Origin of the sequence: Micromonospora sp. NPDC049801, assembly GCF_040656575.1 — a bacterium.
In the GTDB taxonomy this organism is placed as follows: domain Bacteria; phylum Actinomycetota; class Actinomycetes; order Mycobacteriales; family Micromonosporaceae; genus Micromonospora.
On the sequence record NZ_JBFAMS010000011.1, the window covers coordinates 21,706 to 38,060 of the forward strand.

At 73.5% G+C, this 16,355-nt stretch carries 19 protein-coding genes; 14 read left to right on the forward strand and 5 right to left on the reverse strand.

Going from position 1 to position 16,355, the window contains the following annotated elements:
- Positions 1-87: 87 nt before the first annotated feature.
- The gene (locus AB0I89_RS20085; protein WP_357128673.1) at positions 88-927 is read right to left on the reverse strand and encodes a UbiA family prenyltransferase; all 840 of its coding nucleotides are present in this window, start codon (positions 925-927) and stop codon (positions 88-90) included.
- 46 nt (positions 928-973) lie between these two features.
- On the opposite strand from AB0I89_RS20085, the gene AB0I89_RS20090 reads away from it, so the two are divergent.
- From AB0I89_RS20090 to AB0I89_RS20105, 4 genes are all read left to right on the forward strand, one after another.
- Positions 974-1,735, forward strand: a complete 762-nt coding sequence (locus AB0I89_RS20090) for a methyltransferase domain-containing protein (RefSeq protein ID WP_357128676.1) — start codon at positions 974-976, stop codon at positions 1,733-1,735.
- A gap of 41 nt (positions 1,736-1,776) precedes the next feature.
- Positions 1,777-2,943 (forward strand): acyl-CoA dehydrogenase family protein, encoded by a 1,167-nt coding sequence (locus AB0I89_RS20095; RefSeq protein WP_357128679.1) that lies wholly within the window; start codon positions 1,777-1,779, stop codon positions 2,941-2,943.
- Between the two features lie 85 nt (positions 2,944-3,028).
- The gene (locus AB0I89_RS20100; protein ID WP_357128682.1) at positions 3,029-4,087 is read left to right on the forward strand and encodes a type III polyketide synthase; all 1,059 of its coding nucleotides are present in this window, start codon (positions 3,029-3,031) and stop codon (positions 4,085-4,087) included.
- Positions 4,088-4,118: 31 nt separating this feature from the next.
- Entirely contained in the window at positions 4,119-4,760 is a 642-nt protein-coding gene (locus AB0I89_RS20105) for a hypothetical protein (protein ID WP_357128685.1), read from the forward strand.
- Positions 4,761-4,765: 5 nt separating this feature from the next.
- On the opposite strand, the gene AB0I89_RS20110 is transcribed toward AB0I89_RS20105, so the two are convergent.
- The gene (locus AB0I89_RS20110; RefSeq protein WP_357128688.1) at positions 4,766-5,443 is read right to left on the reverse strand and encodes a hypothetical protein; all 678 of its coding nucleotides are present in this window, start codon (positions 5,441-5,443) and stop codon (positions 4,766-4,768) included.
- A 329-nt stretch (positions 5,444-5,772) separates the two neighbouring features.
- Between AB0I89_RS20110 and AB0I89_RS20115 the strand changes: the two genes are divergently transcribed.
- Genes AB0I89_RS20115 through AB0I89_RS20130 form a run of 4 tightly spaced genes read left to right on the forward strand, consistent with a single transcriptional unit; the run spans position 5,773 to position 8,587 of the window.
- Positions 5,773-6,258, forward strand: a complete 486-nt coding sequence (locus AB0I89_RS20115; protein WP_007073334.1) for a CarD family transcriptional regulator — start codon at positions 5,773-5,775, stop codon at positions 6,256-6,258.
- Positions 6,259-6,314: 56 nt separating this feature from the next.
- On the forward strand, positions 6,315-7,010 hold the full coding sequence (gene ispD / locus AB0I89_RS20120) for a 2-C-methyl-D-erythritol 4-phosphate cytidylyltransferase (protein WP_357128691.1): 696 nt from the start codon (positions 6,315-6,317) through the stop codon (positions 7,008-7,010).
- A 52-nt stretch (positions 7,011-7,062) separates the two neighbouring features.
- Positions 7,063-7,548 (forward strand): 2-C-methyl-D-erythritol 2,4-cyclodiphosphate synthase, encoded by a 486-nt coding sequence (gene ispF, locus AB0I89_RS20125; protein ID WP_357129236.1) that lies wholly within the window; start codon positions 7,063-7,065, stop codon positions 7,546-7,548.
- Between the two features lie 10 nt (positions 7,549-7,558).
- Positions 7,559-8,587 (forward strand): tetratricopeptide repeat protein, encoded by a 1,029-nt coding sequence (locus tag AB0I89_RS20130; protein WP_357128694.1) that lies wholly within the window; start codon positions 7,559-7,561, stop codon positions 8,585-8,587.
- Here AB0I89_RS20130 and AB0I89_RS20135 read toward each other — a convergent pair.
- A complete protein-coding gene (locus AB0I89_RS20135) occupies positions 8,584-9,750 on the reverse strand; it encodes a homogentisate 1,2-dioxygenase domain-containing protein (RefSeq protein ID WP_357128697.1) in 1,167 nt (388 codons plus the stop codon). The genes AB0I89_RS20130 and AB0I89_RS20135 overlap by 4 nt on opposite strands.
- A gap of 94 nt (positions 9,751-9,844) precedes the next feature.
- On the opposite strand from AB0I89_RS20135, the gene AB0I89_RS20140 reads away from it, so the two are divergent.
- The 6 genes from AB0I89_RS20140 to AB0I89_RS20165 all read left to right on the forward strand — a co-directional run bounded on the left by AB0I89_RS20140 (position 9,845) and on the right by AB0I89_RS20165 (position 14,647).
- Positions 9,845-10,714 carry a hypothetical protein gene (locus AB0I89_RS20140; protein WP_357128700.1) on the forward strand — a complete coding sequence of 290 codons (870 nt, stop codon included), beginning with the start codon at positions 9,845-9,847 and terminating at the stop codon, positions 10,712-10,714.
- Entirely contained in the window at positions 10,711-11,907 is a 1,197-nt protein-coding gene (fahA, locus tag AB0I89_RS20145; protein WP_357128704.1) for a fumarylacetoacetase, read from the forward strand. The genes AB0I89_RS20140 and fahA overlap by 4 nt, the downstream gene beginning before the upstream one ends.
- A 155-nt stretch (positions 11,908-12,062) precedes the next feature.
- Positions 12,063-12,272 carry a DUF397 domain-containing protein gene (locus tag AB0I89_RS20150; protein ID WP_355050986.1) on the forward strand — a complete coding sequence of 70 codons (210 nt, stop codon included), beginning with the start codon at positions 12,063-12,065 and terminating at the stop codon, positions 12,270-12,272.
- A gap of 111 nt (positions 12,273-12,383) precedes the next feature.
- A complete protein-coding gene (locus tag AB0I89_RS20155) occupies positions 12,384-12,866 on the forward strand; it encodes an SRPBCC family protein (RefSeq protein ID WP_357128707.1) in 483 nt (160 codons plus the stop codon).
- 84 nt (positions 12,867-12,950) lie between these two features.
- Positions 12,951-14,207: a PQQ-binding-like beta-propeller repeat protein gene (locus tag AB0I89_RS20160; protein WP_357128710.1), complete on the forward strand. Its 1,257-nt coding sequence runs from the start codon at positions 12,951-12,953 to the stop codon at positions 14,205-14,207.
- A gap of 89 nt (positions 14,208-14,296) precedes the next feature.
- Complete coding sequence (locus AB0I89_RS20165) at positions 14,297-14,647, forward strand: LPXTG cell wall anchor domain-containing protein (protein WP_357128713.1); 351 nt, start codon at positions 14,297-14,299, stop codon at positions 14,645-14,647.
- Here the strand turns inward: AB0I89_RS20165 and AB0I89_RS20170 are convergent.
- Together AB0I89_RS20170 and AB0I89_RS20175 are read right to left on the reverse strand one after the other, a co-directional pair.
- Entirely contained in the window at positions 14,607-15,575 is a 969-nt protein-coding gene (locus tag AB0I89_RS20170; RefSeq protein ID WP_357128717.1) for a hypothetical protein, read from the reverse strand. The two genes, AB0I89_RS20165 and AB0I89_RS20170, sit on opposite strands and share 41 nt — an antisense overlap.
- Positions 15,576-15,702: 127 nt before the next feature.
- Positions 15,703-16,257, reverse strand: coding sequence for a hypothetical protein (locus AB0I89_RS20175; RefSeq protein WP_357128720.1), 555 nt, complete (start codon positions 16,255-16,257; stop codon positions 15,703-15,705).
- Between the last annotated feature and the right edge of the window lie 98 nt (positions 16,258-16,355).

Below are 16,355 nucleotides of genomic sequence, written 5' to 3' on the forward strand. Positions count from 1 at the left end.
CCATACCCGCGCAGACCGCGCTCCAGGGTAGTTGGAGCTGATCGAGGCCCGCACGGGGACCCGGCAATGCCACCCCGCCGGGTGCCGTCACACCACCCGACCGCTCGCCACCAGCAGCGCGACGTCGATGAGGGCCACCAGCATCACCGCCCGGAAGGCAGCCACCGGCCGCCGGCCCGCGCGGGCCGCCGAGCGCCCGGCGTACCAACTCAGTGGCGGCACGACGGCGGCCGTGCCGACCGCCGCGAGCCCGAGGACCGACGGCGGTCCGGGTGGTCCCAGGACCAGGACGGCGGTCGCGGCGAGGAGCAGTCCGGCCGCGGCCGCCCGACTGCCCGCCGCGCCGAGGCGGTGCGGCAGGCCGCGTACACCCGTGCGGGCGTCGTCGGCGAGGTCGGGCAGCACGTTGGCGAAGTGCGCGCCGGCGCCGAGGCAGGCCGCCGCCGTCAGCAGCCAGAGCGGTGGGGTCGGTTCGCCGGGCAGCGCCAGCACCACGAAGCCGGGCAGCGCGCCGAAGGAGACGGCGTACGGCAGGACCGAGAAGACGGTGGCCTTGAGCGGCCAGTCGTAGAGCAGCGCGGAGACCAGGGCGACCGTGAGCCAGAGCGCCGCCCGGGGGTTCGTGGTCAGCGCCAGCAGCGGGCAGGCCACCGCGGCCACCGCGGCGGCCCAGGCCGTGACACGCCGGCCCACCGCGCCGGCGGCGACCGGCTTGTCGGTACGCCCCACCGTGGCATCCCGCTCGGCGTCCAACGCGTCGTTGGTCCAGCCAACCGCGAGTTGGCTGGCGAGTACGGCGAGCACCACGGAGGCGATTCCCCAGGGCCGGTGGCCCACTCCCCAGGCCAGCAGACCGGACACTGTGGTCACCGCGGCGGCCGGTTCCGGATGGCTCGCCCTGACCAGCCCTAACACCCTCGACGACATAAGGGAAGTCTGGTCGTTACCGAGCAGTCGTGCCACGCTCGGAGCCATGCGAGACGTGGCGTCGACCGCCCAGCGGGTGCTGCCGCGCAACGATCCGCGCCAGTACGACGACCTGGCCGGTGAGTGGTGGCGGCCGGATGGCGCGTTCGCGATGCTGCACTGGCTGGCCGAGGCCCGCGCGGCGCTCGTACCGCCGACGAGGAGTCCGGGCGCGGTCCTGGTCGATCTGGGCTGCGGCGCCGGTCTGCTCGCGCCGCACCTGGCCGGCAAGGGCTACCGGCACGTCGGGGTGGACCTGACCCGTTCGGCGCTGGTCCAGGCCGCCGGGCACGGCGTACGGGTGGTGCAGGGTGACGCCACGGCGGTGCCGCTGCCCGACGGGTGCGCCGACGTGGTCTCCGCCGGCGAGCTGCTGGAACACGTGCCGGACTGGCCGCGGGCGGTGGCCGAGGCGTGCCGCCTGCTGCGCCCGGGCGGCCTGCTCGTGCTGGACACGCTCAACGACACGGCGCTGGCCCGGCTGGTCGCGGTGCGGATCGCCGAGCGGCTGCCGACGGTGCCGCGTGGCATCCACGATCCACGGTTGTTCGTGGACGCGCGGGCGCTGGTGGCCGAGTGCGCCCGGCACGGCGTCGAGCTGCGCCTACGTGGGATCCGACCGCAGGTCGGGGGGCTGCTCGCCTGGCTGGTGCGGCGGGCCCGCGCGGCACGGACGCCGGGTGTGCCGTTGACCGGTCGTGCCCCGCGCATCGTGCCGACCCGGTCCACCGCCGTGCTCTACCAGGGCCAGGGGGTCCGCAGAGGATAGTCGGCTCGTGGCGGGGTATGGGACGCCGAGGAGGGAGCGATATGACGGTGCACGCGCTTGAGGCGGCCCGCCGATTGACGCCGCGGTTCGCCGCGCGGGCGGCGGAGCACGACCGGGACGGCTCCTTCCCGGCCGAGGACTTCCGTGACCTGCGGGAGGCCGGCCTCTTCGGGTTGATGGTGCCGCGCGCTCTCGGTGGCCTGGGCGCGAGCTTCGCGGATTACACCGCGGTCGCCACCGAGCTGGCCCGGGGCAACGGCGCGACGGCGCTGGTGTTCAACATGCACGCGTCGGTGACCGGCGCGCTGGGCGCGGTCACCGAGGAGTTGGCCGAGGCTCTGGGCGTGTCGGACGAGGCGCTGGCCGCCCGGGACCGGCTGCTCACCGCCGCTGCCCAGGGCGCCTGGTACGGCGTCGCGATGAGCGAGCGGGGCACCGGCGCGCGCCTCTCGCAGTTGAGCACGGTCTACGAGCCGACCGACGGCGGTTGGCACCTCAAGGGCAGCAAGACCTTCTGTTCCGGGGCCGGGCACGCCGACGGCTACCTGGTGGCCGCGCGCAGCGCCACCGACCAGTCGACGGTGTCGCAGTTCCTGGTGCCGGCCGGCGACGGTTTGAGCGTCGAGCCGACCTGGGACGCCCTCGGCATGCGGGCCACCTCGTCGCACGACCTGCATCTGGACGTCACCGTGCCGGGCGACCGGCTGCTCGGTGGGGTGGAGGGGTTGGCCCTCGTGATCGCCCAGCTCATGCCGCACTGGCTGGTGGCCAGCTACGCGGCCGTCTACGTGGGGGTGGCGCGGGCCGCCATCGACGCGGCGGCCGAGCACCTCAACGCCCGCAACCTGGCCGGTCTGCCGGCGGTGCGCTCGCGGCTGGGCCGGGCGGACGCGGCGACGGCTGCCGCCGAGCTGGCGGTGGCCGAGGCGGCCCGCCGGGTGGACGACGCGCCGGGTGACGCGGAGACCAACCGCTGGGTGTGGCGGGCGAAGCTGCTGGCCGGGACGACGGCCGCCGAGGTGGCGGCGTCGATGCTGGAGGCGGCCGGCACGTCGGCGACCCGACGTGGCCACCCGTTGGAGCGGCTCTACCGGGATGCCCGTTGCGGCTCACTGCACCCGGCCACGTCGGACGTCTGCGCCGACTGGCTGGGCATCGCCGCGCTGGGCGGGGACCCGGACCGCGACGGATCGGCACCGCGTTGGTGAGCGGGTGTCGCGGGAAACGTACGAGGGTGCGGCCGGCCGAGGTGGCCGGAGGGACGGCCAGGGGGAGGACAGCGTTTGACGAGAGGTGGGGATCGTGTCCGTACCAGTGATCGCGGGGCTCGGGACAGCGCAGCCGCCGTCCGCTTCGCAGGACGAGCTGTGGGAGGGCTTCTTCTCCCGGCACTTCTCCGGCAGCACCCGGGCGTTGGCCGAACGGATCTTCGCGAACTCGGGGGTGACCCGACGGCAGGCCGCGGTCAACCCGTTGCTCGAGGACGTCTCGGACTGGCCGACCGAGCGCCGGATGCGTCGCTACCAGGTGGAGGCGCTGCCGCTGGGCAAGGAGGCGGTGGGGCGCGCGTTGACCGCCGCCGGTCTGGACGCCGGCGACGTCGGGATGTTCATCGTCTGCTCCTGCACCGGGTACGCCACCCCGGGGCTGGACATCCTGCTCGCCCGTGACCTGGGCATGGCGGCGGACACCCAGCGCATGTTCGTCGGCCACATGGGCTGCTACGCGGCGCTTCCGGGGTTGGGCGCGGCGAGTGACTTCGTCACCGCCCGGGGGCGGCCGGCGTTGCTGCTCTGCGCCGAGCTGACCAGCCTGCACATCCAGCCGTCCACGGCCCGGGTCGACACCCAGCAGATCATCTCGCACGCGCTCTTCTCGGACGCCGCCGTCGCCGCCGTGGTGGTGCCCGGCGGCCGGGGGTACGCGTTGCGCGAGGTCGCCTCGGTCACCGACACCTCGACGGCCGACCACATGACCTGGGACGTCACGGACGCGGGCTTTCGGATGGGGCTGTCGTCGAAGGTGCCGCAGGTCCTCTCCCGGCACGTGCGCGGCCTGGTCGACGACCTGCTGGCCCGGCACGGCGGCACCATCTCCGACGTGGACGGTTGGGCCGTGCACCCGGGCGGGCCGCGGATCCTCAACGTGGTCGAGCGGGAGTTGGCCCTGCCGCCGGAGGCGTTGGCGGCGTCCCGGGCGACGCTGGACGAGCACGGCAACTGCTCCTCGCCGACGGTGCTGCTGATCCTGGACCGGTTGGGTCGGTCCACGCCGCCGCCTCGGCAGGTGGTCATGCTGGCGTTCGGTCCGGGCCTCACCCTGTACGCCGTCCTGCTCGATCGACAGGAGTGAACGCCAGCGACCCGACCGGTACGCTCGTTCCATGGATGCGGGGGCGGACGACCGGTTGCGGTCGGCGGTGCTGGTCGGTGCGGCCCTGGCCGCGCTCGCGGTGGGCGGCTGGTGGTGGCATGCCGCCGCGCCCGCCCCGGTGGCCGGGCCGGTGAGCTCACCGGTGGTCGCGCCCAGCGTCAGCACCGAACTGGAGCGCATCCTGACCCGCATCGAACCCGGGGAACGGGGCGTGACGGTTCGGATCGACCCGGAGACCGGCGAGGCCGTCCGGGTGGGCGGCAACTCGCGAATCGCGATCGACGCGGAGACGGGCGCGATCGCCGACGTCGACGGCGATGTGGGGATTCTCGTCCCCGGGAGTGACCTGCCCTCGTTCCGCAGCACGATCTGGCGGGAGCAGCGGGAGTTGGCGCCCGGCGAGGAGCGGACCCGGCAGGCGTCCGACGACGGTTCCCGCTTCCTGCTCCAGTACCGGTGCACCCGACCGGGCACGCTGGCGGTGACGAGCACCGGGGCCGAGATCGCCGGCCCGCCGCGCATCGACTGCGACGGCACGCTCGCGTCCGCCCGGCTGCTGCCCGGCGGCGGGCCGTTCCGGGTGTCGCTGTCGGCCGTCGGCGACCAGCCCATCGACGTCGAGGCGCAGCTCGTCGCGCTGCCCCCGTCGTAGGCCGTTCAGCGGGCCAGGGCGGTCAGGTCGTCCTGGTACGCGTCGACGGGCCCGACGCCGGGCAGCACCCGGGTCACCACGCCGGTGCGGCCGACCAGCAGCGCGTTGGCGGCACCGGGGCCCAGGAACGAGCGCAGACCGCCGGCGGGGTCGGCCAGCGCGCGGACGCCGTCGACGGGTGGTGCGGTGGCGACAGCCCGGCCCTCGGTCACGGTGACCACCGTGACGCCGGTGGGCGCCGCCGCCACGGCCTCGGTGACGACGTCGGGGCAGCCACAGTCGTCCACGAGGATGATCATGGCGGGTAACAGGCCGCGGAGCGGAACGGGCGCCTGCCCGGCGTCGACCAGGTCCAGCGCGGGCAGCGCCTGACCGGTGAGCGAAACGGGTGGTGGGGAGGGCGCCGGAGTGGGCCGGTCGGTGCTCCGGCCGGCGCGGGGCCAGGTCACGGCGAGCAGGCCGGTCAGAGTGGTGAGCACCGCCACCACCAGGACGAGCAGCGGCAGGGCGAGTGCCCGGCGTCCGGCGTACCGGCCGGTGGCCCGGCGCAGCTCACGACGTACCTGGGCGGCCTCGCTGGCGAGGGCGGAGGCGTCGTCGGGGACGACGATGCGGCCCCACTCGGGTGGTAGGTCGGGCAGGCCGTCGGATGGCCCGTGGCCCTCTGCGTCCGGCTTGCCCATCGGACCCCCCAGGAAGCGTCTCGAGAGCGGAGTGTGGCTCGGACTCCAGGGTCCCGCACCGGGGGCACGTCCCGCTACATCTGGGCGCGGTCCCGCACGCCGGGATACCATGGGAGGAGCGCATAGCCCTTGATCTCGACGTTCTGTTCACTCGTATCGGGAAGTCATCCGATCGTCACGGAGCGTGTTTGAACCATCGGTTTGACCGCCTGTCAAGCTGAAGAAAGACCTCTCACAGGGCCCCTGAGCTGCGCCAACGGTCAGGACATCGGTGAGACATCGTTGCCTGAGCGTGTTACCCTAGACACAGCGAAAGGGGTTTCGAACCTATGGTTTTCAGTGTCGGCGAGACCGTTGTTTACCCCCACCACGGGGCCGCACTCATCGAGGCAATCGAGACTCGGGTCATCAAGGGCGAGCCCAAGCAATATCTCGTCCTGAGGGTCGCGCAGGGTGACCTGACGGTCCGGGTGCCGGCTGAGAACGCCGAGATCGTGGGCGTTCGCGAGGTGGTCGGCGAAGAGGGCCTCGGTAAGGTCTTCGACGTTCTCCGGGCTCCGCACACCGAGGAGCCGACCAACTGGTCGCGGCGTTACAAGGCCAACCTGGAAAAGCTGGCCTCCGGCAACCCGCTGAAGGTCGCCGAGGTCGTGCGTGACCTGTGGCGTCGGGAGCGGGAGCGGGGCCTCTCCGCAGGCGAGAAGCGGATGCTGGCCAAGGCCCGCGACATTCTCGTCGGCGAGGTCGCGCTGGCTGAGAAGAGCACCAAGGACGAGGCGGAGACGCTGCTCGACAAGGTCCTCACCGAGGCCTAGTCCGCACAGCATCGTCGTACCCACTTCGTAGCGAAGAAACCACCGAGGACCGCGACGTGACCGCGCAGCTCAACCCGCGCGGTGACGTCGCGGTCCTCGTGCCTGCGGCCGGTGCCGGCGTACGCCTCGGTCCCGGTCGACCCAAGGCGTTGCGCCTGCTCGCCGGAGAACCGCTGCTGGTGCACGCCGTGCGCCGGCTCGCCGCCGCACCGTCGGTCCACACGATCGTGGTGGCCGCACCGGCGGCCGAGGTGGCGGGTGTCCGTGAGTTGCTGGCCTCGGTGGCGCCGGTGACCGTGGTGGCCGGTGGCGCCGAACGACAGGCCTCCGTCGCCGCCGCGCTCGCGGCCGTGCCGGCCGGCCCGACAATCGTCCTGGTGCACGACGCCGCCCGCGCGTTGACCCCACCCGAGCTGGTCGAATCGGTCGCCGCCGCGGTCCGGGGCGGCCAGCCGGCGGTGATCCCGGTCCTGCCGGTCGTCGACACCATCAAGGAGGTCGGCCCCGACGAGGTGGTGCTGGGCACCGTCGACCGGTCCGCCCTGCGCGCCGTGCAGACCCCGCAGGGCTTCCGCCGGTCCGTGCTGGCCGCCGCGCACGCCGCCGCGGGTGATCCGCTCACCGACGACGCCGGCCTGGTCGAGAAGCAGGGTGTGGCGGTGGCCTGCGTGCCCGGCTCGGAGTACGCGCTGAAGATCACCCGTCCGTTCGACCTGGCACTGGCGGAGCACCTGCTCGCCGCCAGCGACTGACGCCTCGCGACCGCACGGCGGGACCGCACCTTCGTTCTACGCGTAGTCTCGGATCATGATCGTTCCTCGGGTGGCCATCGGCACCGATGTGCACGCGTTCGAGCCCGGCCGACCCTGCTGGGTTGCCGGCCTGCTCTGGCCCGACCAGGACGGTCTCGCCGGGCACTCGGACGCGGACGTCGCCGCCCACGCCGCCTGCAACGCGCTGCTCTCCGCCGCCGGGCTCGGTGATCTCGGCTCGGCCTTCGGGGTGGACCAGCCCGAGTGGGCGGGGGCGTCCGGCGTGGCGCTGCTGGCCGAGACGGCCCGCCGGGTGCGGTCCGCCGGCCTGGCGATCGGCAACGTGTCCGTGCAGGTCATCGGCAACCGGCCCAAGATCGGCCGTCGGCGGGATGAGGCTCAGCGGGTGCTCTCCGAGGCCGTCGGCGCACCCGTGACCGTCTCCGCCGCGACCACCGACGGGCTCGGCTTCGCCGGCCGTGAGGAAGGTCTGGCGGGCGTCGCCGTCGCGCTGGTGTACGACGCCCCGGCCGCCTAGGCTCGCCGCGATGTCCACCGATCCCGCCCCCGACCGGTTCGCCGCCGACGGCTACCTCGAACGCGCCCAGCTCCTCGCCGAGTTGGGCCGGCACGACGAGGCGGCCGGCGAGTTGACCGAGGGGCTCGCGCTGAAGCCCGCCGACCCGGACGCCCTCACCATGCTGGCCCGGGTGCATCTCGCCGCCGACCGGCCGGCCGACGCGCTCGCCGCCGCCGACTCGGCCGTTGCCGCCGCACCGGACGCCCCGCCGACGCTCGTCGTGCGGGCGATGGCGCTGGCCGATCTGGGGCGGTACGCCGACGCGGCCGCCACCGCCGACCGGCTGCTGGCGCTCGGGCCGGCCGACGCGTACGCCCAGCGCAGCGCCGCGGCGATCCTGGCCGACGCGCGCAACGGCCAGCCGGCGCTGAACGCGGCCTGGCGTGGGGTCGAGCTGGCCCCCCAGGAGCCGCCGGCGCACCTGGTGCTCAGCCTGGTCGCGGCCCGGCTGGAGCTGTTCGACCTGGCCGAGCGGGCCTACCGGGAGGCGCTGCGGCTCGACCCCCGCCTCGCCGAGGTCGGGCACGACGTCGGCGTTCTGCGTCTGGAGCAGCGCCGCTGGTCGGCGGCGCTGGAGCAGATGGCCGAGATGGTGACGTTCGGCCCGAGCCGGATCGACTCCCCACGGACCCTCGCGTACGGCCTGCACCGCCTGGTGTTCTACGGCGCGGGCTGGTCACTGGTCGCCGCGGTGGTGGTCGCGTTCGCGGCGTCGGCGAACGACGGGTTCTCCCGGGTCCTGGCGGTGCTCGCCGCCCTGACCGGCGGCGTCGTGGTGTGGCAGCTCGCGGCCCGGCTTCCGGGGTTCACCCGGAGCGTCCTGCCGGCCATGCTGCACGCCGACCGGACGATGGCCCTGGCGATCTACGCGGTGGCGGCCGCGCCGCTGCTGCTACTCGTGTACGCCATGGTCGGCTCGCCGTGGCCGCTGGTGCTCGCCATCGTCGCCACGGTGATAGCCGAGTTCGCCGCCTTCACCAGAACAACCGTCCGCTAGGGGCGGCGCGCCCACGTCCAGGCGTAGGCGTCGTCTTCGCAGGCGCGTGCCGCGTCGCAGAGGTCGAGGGGGCGGAAGGTGTCGACCATGACGGCCAGCTCGTCGAAGTAGTCCGCGCCGATGGAGCGTTCGGCGGCGCCCGGCTGGGGCCCGTGGGTGAACCCGGAGGGGTGCAGCGAGATCGAGCCCTGCTCGATGCCGGAGCCGCGCCGGGCCTCGTAGTTGCCGCCGGTGTAGAAGAGCATCTCGTCGGAGTCGACGTTGTGGTGGTTGTACGGCACCGGGATCGACTGCGGGTGGTAGTCGACCTTGCGGGGCACGAAGGAGCAGATGACGAAGTTCGGGCCCTGGAAGGTCTGGTGCACCGGCGGGGGCTGGTGGATGCGGCCGGTGATCGGCTCGAAGTCGTGGATGGAGAACGCCCACGGGTAGAGGTGCCCGTCCCAGCCGACCACGTCGAACGGGTGGTTGGCGTAGACGTGGCGGGTCCAGCCGCGACGGTGCCGGACCAGAACCTCGACCTCCTCGCCGTCCACGAGTAGGGGCATGTCGGGGCCGCGGACGTCTCGTTCGCAGTACGGCGAGTGCTCCAGGAACTGCCCGCGTACGGAGAGGTAGCGCTTGGGCGGACCGATGTGCCCGGACGCCTCGACGGCGAGCAGCCGGACGGGCACGTCACCGGTGGGGACCAGCCGGTGGATGGTCGAGGTGGGGATGACGACGTAGTCGCCGGCGACCGCGTCCAGGGCCCCGAACGGCGACTCGACCCGCATCGTGCCGGCCTCGACGTACAGGCAGTGGTCGCCGGTGGCGTCGCGGAACAGCGGGGAGGGCCGGTCGGCGAGGACGTACCCGATGCGGACGTCGTCGTTGGCGAGCAGGTACTGCCGGCCGAGGATCGGGTCGGCATCGCCGGCGTCGAGCTTGTGGGTGCGCAGGTGGCGGGGCTTGAGCGGCAGGTTCGCCGTCCGGGTGAACGCGGGCGGGGTGAATACGTCGGCGGCCAGGATCGCGGTGGGCGCGTGCCGGTGGTAGAGCAGGGACGAGTCGGAGGAGAAGCCCTCCTGCCCCATCAGCTCTTCGGCGTAGAGGCTGCCGTCGGGCTGGCGGAACTGGGTGTGGCGCTTGCGCGGCACCTCGCCGACGCTGCGGTAGTACGGCATCTCGCCTCCCGATATATCCCGTTCACCGGCCGAAGGCGTCCGATAATCGGACGCTGTTGTCCGTTCCTTGTAGCGTCCCGTAGATTCTTGTTCCGTGTCAACGCAGGTGCCCGCGCTCCTCCACGGCCTGGTGGACGACGCCGCCGTCTTCCCTCCGGGCAGCGCCACGCTGCCCGACGCTCTGAAGGCGCACCGCCAGCACCGCGCCGCCTGGTACGCGGATCTGGTCGGCCCGCTGCTCGTCCCCGCCTCGACCGTCGTGACCGGCAACCTGAGCGGTCTCGTCGACCAGCGTGAGGGCCTGGTAATCGGGCTGATCGGTGACACCGGGATCGCCCGCCTGCCCTTCGCGCTCTCGTTCCTGCCACCCGACGGCGTCACGGCCCGCCAGGTGGAGGTGGCCGTCGCCAAGCGGGGCGAGGATCCGCTACCCGGCGTCGCCGAACTGCTGCGGCTGACCGAGACCCTGCCGGGCGTCGAGGCCGTCTACGCCGAGCTGCCGCTGACCTTCGGCCTGATGGGCGCCCTGGACGCCCTCGCCACCGCCCGCGCCGACGGCGTGCCGATCGCCGCCAAGTTCCGCACCGGCGGCCTCGCCGCCGAACTGTTCCCCACCCCGGCCGAGCTGGCGGCGGTGCTCTGCGCCTGCCGCGACCGCGCGCTGCCGTTCAAGCTCACCGCCGGACTGCACCAGGCGGTGCGGCACCTCGACCCGGAGACCGGGTTCACCCACCACGGCTACGCCAACGTGCTGGCCGCGACGCTCGCCGCCGCCGACGGGGAGAGCGTGCGCGTGATCGCCGAGCTGCTGGCCGCCCTCGATCCACGTCCGCTGCTCGAACGCGTCAACGGACGGCTGGACGCGCCGCGCCCGCTCTGGGTCGGCTTCGGCTCGTGCAGCATCCTGGAACCACTTACCGATCTGATCCGGCTGGGGCTGGTGAACGGGGGCTACGACGCATGACCTGGGTGAGCGGCGTTGACGGTTCGCCGTACGGCGTGACGAACCTGCCGTACGGGGTGTTCTCCTCCGGCGGGGACGGGCCGCGGATCGGCGTACGCATCTCCTCGTGGGTGTTCGACCTGACCGGGGCGGAGGCCGCCGGGCTGGTGCTGGCCGCCGGCGCGCTGGGCCGGCCCACCCTCAACGACTTCATGGCGCTCGGGCGTCCGCAGTGGACGGCGGTCCGCCAGCGGATCGTGGGGCTGCTCACCGACCCTGCGCACCGGCCGGCGGTCGAGCCGCTGCTGGTGCCCCTGGCCGACGTGGAGATGCTGCTCCCCTTCGAGGTGGCCGACTACGTCGACTTCTACTCCTCGGAGCACCACGCGTCGAACGTCGGGCAGATCTTCCGCCCGGGTCAGCCGCCGCTGCTGCCCAACTGGAAGCACCTGCCGATCGGCTACCACGGCCGCGCCGGGACCGTCGTGGTCTCCGGCACGCCGGTGGTTCGGCCCACCGGGCAGCGGGCGTCCGCCGAGGGTCCGGTGACCGGCCCGTCGGTACGCCTCGACATCGAGGCCGAGGTCGGCTTCGTGGTGGGTGTGCCCAGCGCGTTGGGCGACCGGGTCCCGGTGGCGGACTTCGCCGATCACGTCTTCGGGGTGGTGCTGGTCAACGACTGGTCGGCCCGCGACATCCAGGCCTGGGAGTATCAGCCGCTCGGCCCGTTCCTCGGCAAGTCCTTCGCCACCTCGGTCTCGGCCTGGGTGACGCCGTTGGAAGCGTTGGCCGACGCCTTCGTGCCGGCTCCGGATCAGGACCCGCCGGTCGTCGACTACCTGCGCGACGTCCCGCACCTGGGGCTCGACCTGCGGCTGTCGGTCGAGTGGAACGGCGAACGGGTCAGCGAACCGCCGTTCGCCGGCATGTACTGGACGCCGGCCCAGCAGTTGGCGCACCTGACCGTCAACGGCGCGTCCCTGCGCACCGGCGACCTGTACGCCTCGGGCACCGTCTCCGGCCCCGAGCGCTCCCAGGTCGGCTCGTTCCTGGAACTGACCTGGGGCGGGGCCGAGCCGGCCAAGGTCGGCGCCGAGAGCCGTACCTTCCTCGCCGACGGCGACACCGTCACCATCACCGCCACCGCGCCCGGGTTGGACGGCACCACCATCGCCCTGGGCGAGGTCACCGGAACGGTCCAGCCGGCCCGCTGAGGCACCCGCCGCCGGGCCGTCTCATCGACGAGACTCATGGTCGCACCGTCTGTGCGATAACCACACCCCGGTTACCCCGTTGATCACGCGGATCAGTCGCCCCGCCACCCCCTGTCCAGTGGTGGGGCGTCCCGACGCACACGGAGGTAACAACGATGCACGATCTCACCGGAGCGCTCTGGCGCACCAGCAGCCGGTCCAACGACCAGGGACTCTGCGTGGAGGTGGCGGACAACCTGGTCGACGTGATCGGCCTGGTCGCGGTCCGCGACTCCAAGGACCAGAGCGGCCCCACACTGGCCGTCAGCCCGCCGGGATGGACAGCGTTCGTCGGGGCGATCAGGTCCGGTCGCTTCGAACGCTGAGCGGTGTCGCACCGGCGGAACGGACAACGTGGCCTCCGGGTGGTGGAAATTCCGTCCGGGGGCCTCGTCCGGCCCGCACCGCGCGTACCGTCGGTGGCACGGGAGGGTGGCATGTCGACGGTCGCGGTTACCGGTTTCATCGAGGCGGACGCCGTCGATGTCTGGTGCCTGCTGACCGACCTGTCCGACCGGGCCGCCCGACTGACCGGGGCCGGCCCGGTCGAGGTGCTGACCCCGGGCCCGTTCGGGCCGGGCACCGCCTGGCGTGCCGAGCGCGCCCAGCCGGGCGGCAGCACCCTCACCGAGGAGTTCCTGGTGGTGGAGGCGCTCGCACCCCAGCGGCTGGTGCTCTGCTCCTCCGGCGCCGGTGCGGACTACCGGATCACCTGGCGTCTGCGTCCGGCCCGGCGACGTCGCGGCCCGCGCACCGCGGTCACCGTCACCCAGGAGGCGGTGCCGACCGATCCGTACGGGCGGGTGGTGGCCCTGCTGCTCGGTGGCCTCGCCGCCCGTGCGGTCGAGGTGGCGCTCCGGCGTGACCTCGCCGACCTGGCCGTCGCTGCTCGCGCCGCCGGCTCCCTCGAAGCGGCCTGAGCGCACGTGCCCGGAGCTTGACCCGTACAACCTGACCGGGCTCCGACCCAGTGCGCTGGGTAGGGTGCCGGGCGGAGGTGCGGCATGGGGTTCCCGAGAGGCCGGCGACGGCTCGTGCTGGCGGTGGCGGTGCTACTCGCCGTGGCGGCCGTCGCGGTCGTCGTCCACCGGGTGCTCGCGCCGGCCGAGGTGAGTACGCCCGCCCGAGCGGACTATCCGGTGACGCCCCAACCCGCGGCCGGTGTGATCGGCCGTCTCCCGGTCGCCCCGTTGATCGTGGACGGGCGGCTGCGGGTGTACGCCGCCCACCGCCAGGTCTACGCCGACCGGCCGGTCGACTGGCGGCACCGCACCACCCCCTACTGGTCGTACCGGCGGTGGCCGGCGGAGCTGACCGGGGTGGTGGCGAGCGGCGCCATCGTGGTCAGCCGCTGGTCGGACGGCCGGCTGGTCGCGCTCGACGCGTCCACCGGGCGGGTCCGCTGGCGGGCCGACGGGCCGGTGCCCGTTGCGAGCACGGCGGTGGTCCGGCGCACCGGTGCCGCCATCGTCTGGAACCCCAGCGGGCTCCTTTTCACCGACCTCCCGGACGGCCGGACCGTGCTGACGGTCACCGGGAACGGGCGGGCGAGCGGGGTGGAGGTGTCCAGCGGTCGGGAGCTGTGGCGGACCGACCTGCCCGGCGACTGCCGCAGCGACGTCGGCACCACGGCGACCGGGCAGTTGATCGGACTGGACACCTGCTCCGGCCCGGCCACGATCGAGTTCCGGGACGCCGCGACGGGCCTGGTGGGCGAGCGCTGGCGACCCCCGGGCGACCCGGATCACCTGGTGGTCACCCCGCTCGGATGTCGTACCGGCCGGTCGGGGTGTCTGGCCCTACGCACGGCGGGTCCGGGTGACGCCGGTGGCCGGGGTTGGGCGTTGGGCGGTGGCGAGCCGGTGGCCGCGCCCGCGTTGGACCCGGCCGGCGTCGTCGTGGTCGGCGAACAGGCTGTCGGTGTCGTCGACGGGGTAGCGGTGGGTCGGTCGGCGCGTACGGGTGCCGAGCTGTGGCGTTCTGCGGGCCTGGGCCCGGCGCGGGTGCTCGCCGCCCAGCCCGGCCGGGTGCATCTGCTGACCGAGGGGAACGACCTGGTGACGCTCGACCCGGCGACCGGGCGTCTGCTGTCCCGCAGCACGCTCAACGTCGGCTCGGACGGCACGGGCTGGACGCCCGGGGCGGTCTGGGCCGAGGCCGGCTACGTCGCGATGGAGCGGCTGCGCGAGCCGGTCGATCCGGACGGCGACGACCAGCGCTACTACCTGACCTCGGAGGCGGTGATCCTGGCCGCCACCTGATCGGGGCACCGGGTTCCGAATCTTTCACCACATCTGTCCGGAAAAGGTACTTTTCTCACGGTTCAGGTTTCTGGGTGGGAGGGGTCGACATGGCCAGCAGGGCAACCAGGTGGTTGGTCGGTGGTGTGCTCGCCGCTGCCACCGGACTCGTGAGCACGGTGCCATCGGCGCTCCTGCCGGGCGGGCCGCCGGCAGGCGCGGTTGCCGCGGTGCGGGTGGCGCCGTCGGACGACACCGGTGTCACCTTCGAGGTGGTGCCGGCATCGCCGACCATCACCCCAACCACGCCCCCGCCGACCCGGCAGCCCACCCCGACGCCCAGCCACGGTGGGAACCTGCCGGTCACCGGCCCGAACGGGTCGATTCTGCTCCTCGTCGCCGTGGGGATGACGCTGGTGGTCATCGGTTGGCTGGCCGCCCGTCGCCGCCGACCGAGCTGACGTGGCCCGCCTGCCGGTCGGCCGGAACGTGTTCGCGGCGCGCGGCGGCAGGGGTCCGGCGGGAGCGGCGGCGCACGAGCACGGCGAGACCGGTCGTCAGCAGCAGCGCCGCGACGACAACTCCCACCGCCCAGGGAGAGCGCAGGCGGGACACGACGCTGCCCTTGCGGCCGGCCGCAGCGGGGTCGGTGAACTCGATCTGCGCGGTCAGGCTCCGCTTCACCAGCCCGCTCTCCAGGTTCACCTCGGCCTTCCAGCGGCCGTTGGGCAGCTCGGTGGGGAACTGGGCGACGACCAGTCCCGAGCCGCCCGGGGGCAGCGTGACGCCCTTCCCGACCGGGAACGGCCCGGCTCGACTGCCGGCCGGCCCGTCGCTCAGGCTGACCGTGCCGGTCAGGTCGATGGCCCGGCCGCCGGTGTTGGTGACCTGGACCGTCACCGTGGGCACGCCCTCAGGACCGCGGGCCGGGAGCACGTCGCCGATGGTGAAGTCCGAGGCCGGTTCGCCACCCGGGCCGATGTCGAGGTACATCCGAACACCGACCCGGTGGATCTGGGTGACTTGGCCGCTCGCCCGGGGCTTTGAGGTGGTGGACGCCCAGATGACGCCGTACCGCTCGCCCCGGGGGGCGGCCGTCGGCACGGTGACGGTCGCCCGGACCCGTGCCTCGCCCCACGGCTCCAACTCCACGGTGTCGCGGTCGACCGTGGTCCAGGACGTCAGCTCGCTGGCCGCCCTGCCCTCCCCGAATGTGAAGGCCGAACCCTCCAGGGTCGCTGCCGCGGGGTACACGTCGACGCGGCGCGGCTCGCCGGTCCGGTTCACGATCAGCAGTTGCCGGTTGATGGTGGTGCCCGGCGGTAGGTGGTCGACGATGTAGCGCAGTGCCCGCGGGTCGTCGCGGCGGTCGGTCGGGGCCTCCAGCAACCGGATCCCGATGCTGCCCTCGTCCGACCCCGCGTCCGGCTCGGCCGCGCCGGCCCGGGTCGACAGACCCGGACCGGCGAGGCAGAACAGGGCGAGCGCGACCGCGATGGTCGACCGCCCCCGGCGGTCACGCCACCGAATGTGTCACCGTGCCGGTGTAGACGCCCGCGATGCTGTCCAGCGGGACGTTGACCACCAGGGTGGGGTTCCAGGCCGCGGTGTTGCCGCCGGTGCCGCCGGAGTGGGTGAACGCGGTGAGCGGGGTGGTGCTGTCCAGTGGCGCCGCGTCGCCGGCCGTGGCCTGGCCCGGCGTGAAGGTGCCGTCGCCGGTGGTCGCGGTCGCCGGACCGGACCAGTAGTCGATCTCGGACGGCAGGACCGTCTCGGGCGGCGAGCCGCCGCCGGTCTGGAAGACCGTCGCCGTCACCGAGGCGACCCAGGAGGCGTCGGCGGAGCCCCGGGAGTCGGTGACGGTCACCGTGCCGAGCTGGCCGGTGATGGTGCCACCGGGTGCGCCGGTGCCCAGGTCGGCGGTGGCCGGCGCGTCGATGTCGAGGGTGCCGGCGAGCACCTCGAAGGTGGTGGTCGTGGTGTCGGTGGGTGCCGCGGCGGCGGGTGCCGCGAGGAAGCCGACCGCCGCCACCGCGGCTGCTCCGGCGAGGCAGATCTTGGCAGTACGCACTGTTCGTTACCCCGTTTTCTCGAAGTGAGCCGGCACGGGTCCGCGCCGCGCCGGCTACTTCGGAAGATAGGGCAAATACCGTGCAAAACCAGACAAAC

Excerpts from the sequence above, each read along its gene's own strand:
- AB0I89_RS20085 (WP_357128673.1), bottom strand. The coding sequence starts at position 927 with ATGTCGTCGAGGGTGTTAGGGCTGGTCAGGGCGAGCCATCCGGAACCG.
- AB0I89_RS20090 (WP_357128676.1), top strand. The coding sequence starts at position 974 with ATGCGAGACGTGGCGTCGACCGCCCAGCGGGTGCTGCCGCGCAACGAT.
- AB0I89_RS20095 (WP_357128679.1), top strand. The coding sequence starts at position 1,777 with ATGACGGTGCACGCGCTTGAGGCGGCCCGCCGATTGACGCCGCGGTTC.
- AB0I89_RS20105 (WP_357128685.1), top strand. The coding sequence starts at position 4,119 with ATGGATGCGGGGGCGGACGACCGGTTGCGGTCGGCGGTGCTGGTCGGT.
- AB0I89_RS20110 (WP_357128688.1), bottom strand. The coding sequence starts at position 5,443 with ATGGGCAAGCCGGACGCAGAGGGCCACGGGCCATCCGACGGCCTGCCC.
- AB0I89_RS20115 (WP_007073334.1), top strand. The coding sequence starts at position 5,773 with ATGGTTTTCAGTGTCGGCGAGACCGTTGTTTACCCCCACCACGGGGCC.
- AB0I89_RS20130 (WP_357128694.1), top strand. The coding sequence starts at position 7,559 with ATGTCCACCGATCCCGCCCCCGACCGGTTCGCCGCCGACGGCTACCTC.
- AB0I89_RS20135 (WP_357128697.1), bottom strand. The coding sequence starts at position 9,750 with ATGCCGTACTACCGCAGCGTCGGCGAGGTGCCGCGCAAGCGCCACACC.
- fahA (WP_357128704.1), top strand. The coding sequence starts at position 10,711 with ATGACCTGGGTGAGCGGCGTTGACGGTTCGCCGTACGGCGTGACGAAC.
- AB0I89_RS20150 (WP_355050986.1), top strand. The coding sequence starts at position 12,063 with ATGCACGATCTCACCGGAGCGCTCTGGCGCACCAGCAGCCGGTCCAAC.
- AB0I89_RS20155 (WP_357128707.1), top strand. The coding sequence starts at position 12,384 with ATGTCGACGGTCGCGGTTACCGGTTTCATCGAGGCGGACGCCGTCGAT.
- AB0I89_RS20160 (WP_357128710.1), top strand. The coding sequence starts at position 12,951 with ATGGGGTTCCCGAGAGGCCGGCGACGGCTCGTGCTGGCGGTGGCGGTG.
- AB0I89_RS20165 (WP_357128713.1), top strand. The coding sequence starts at position 14,297 with ATGGCCAGCAGGGCAACCAGGTGGTTGGTCGGTGGTGTGCTCGCCGCT.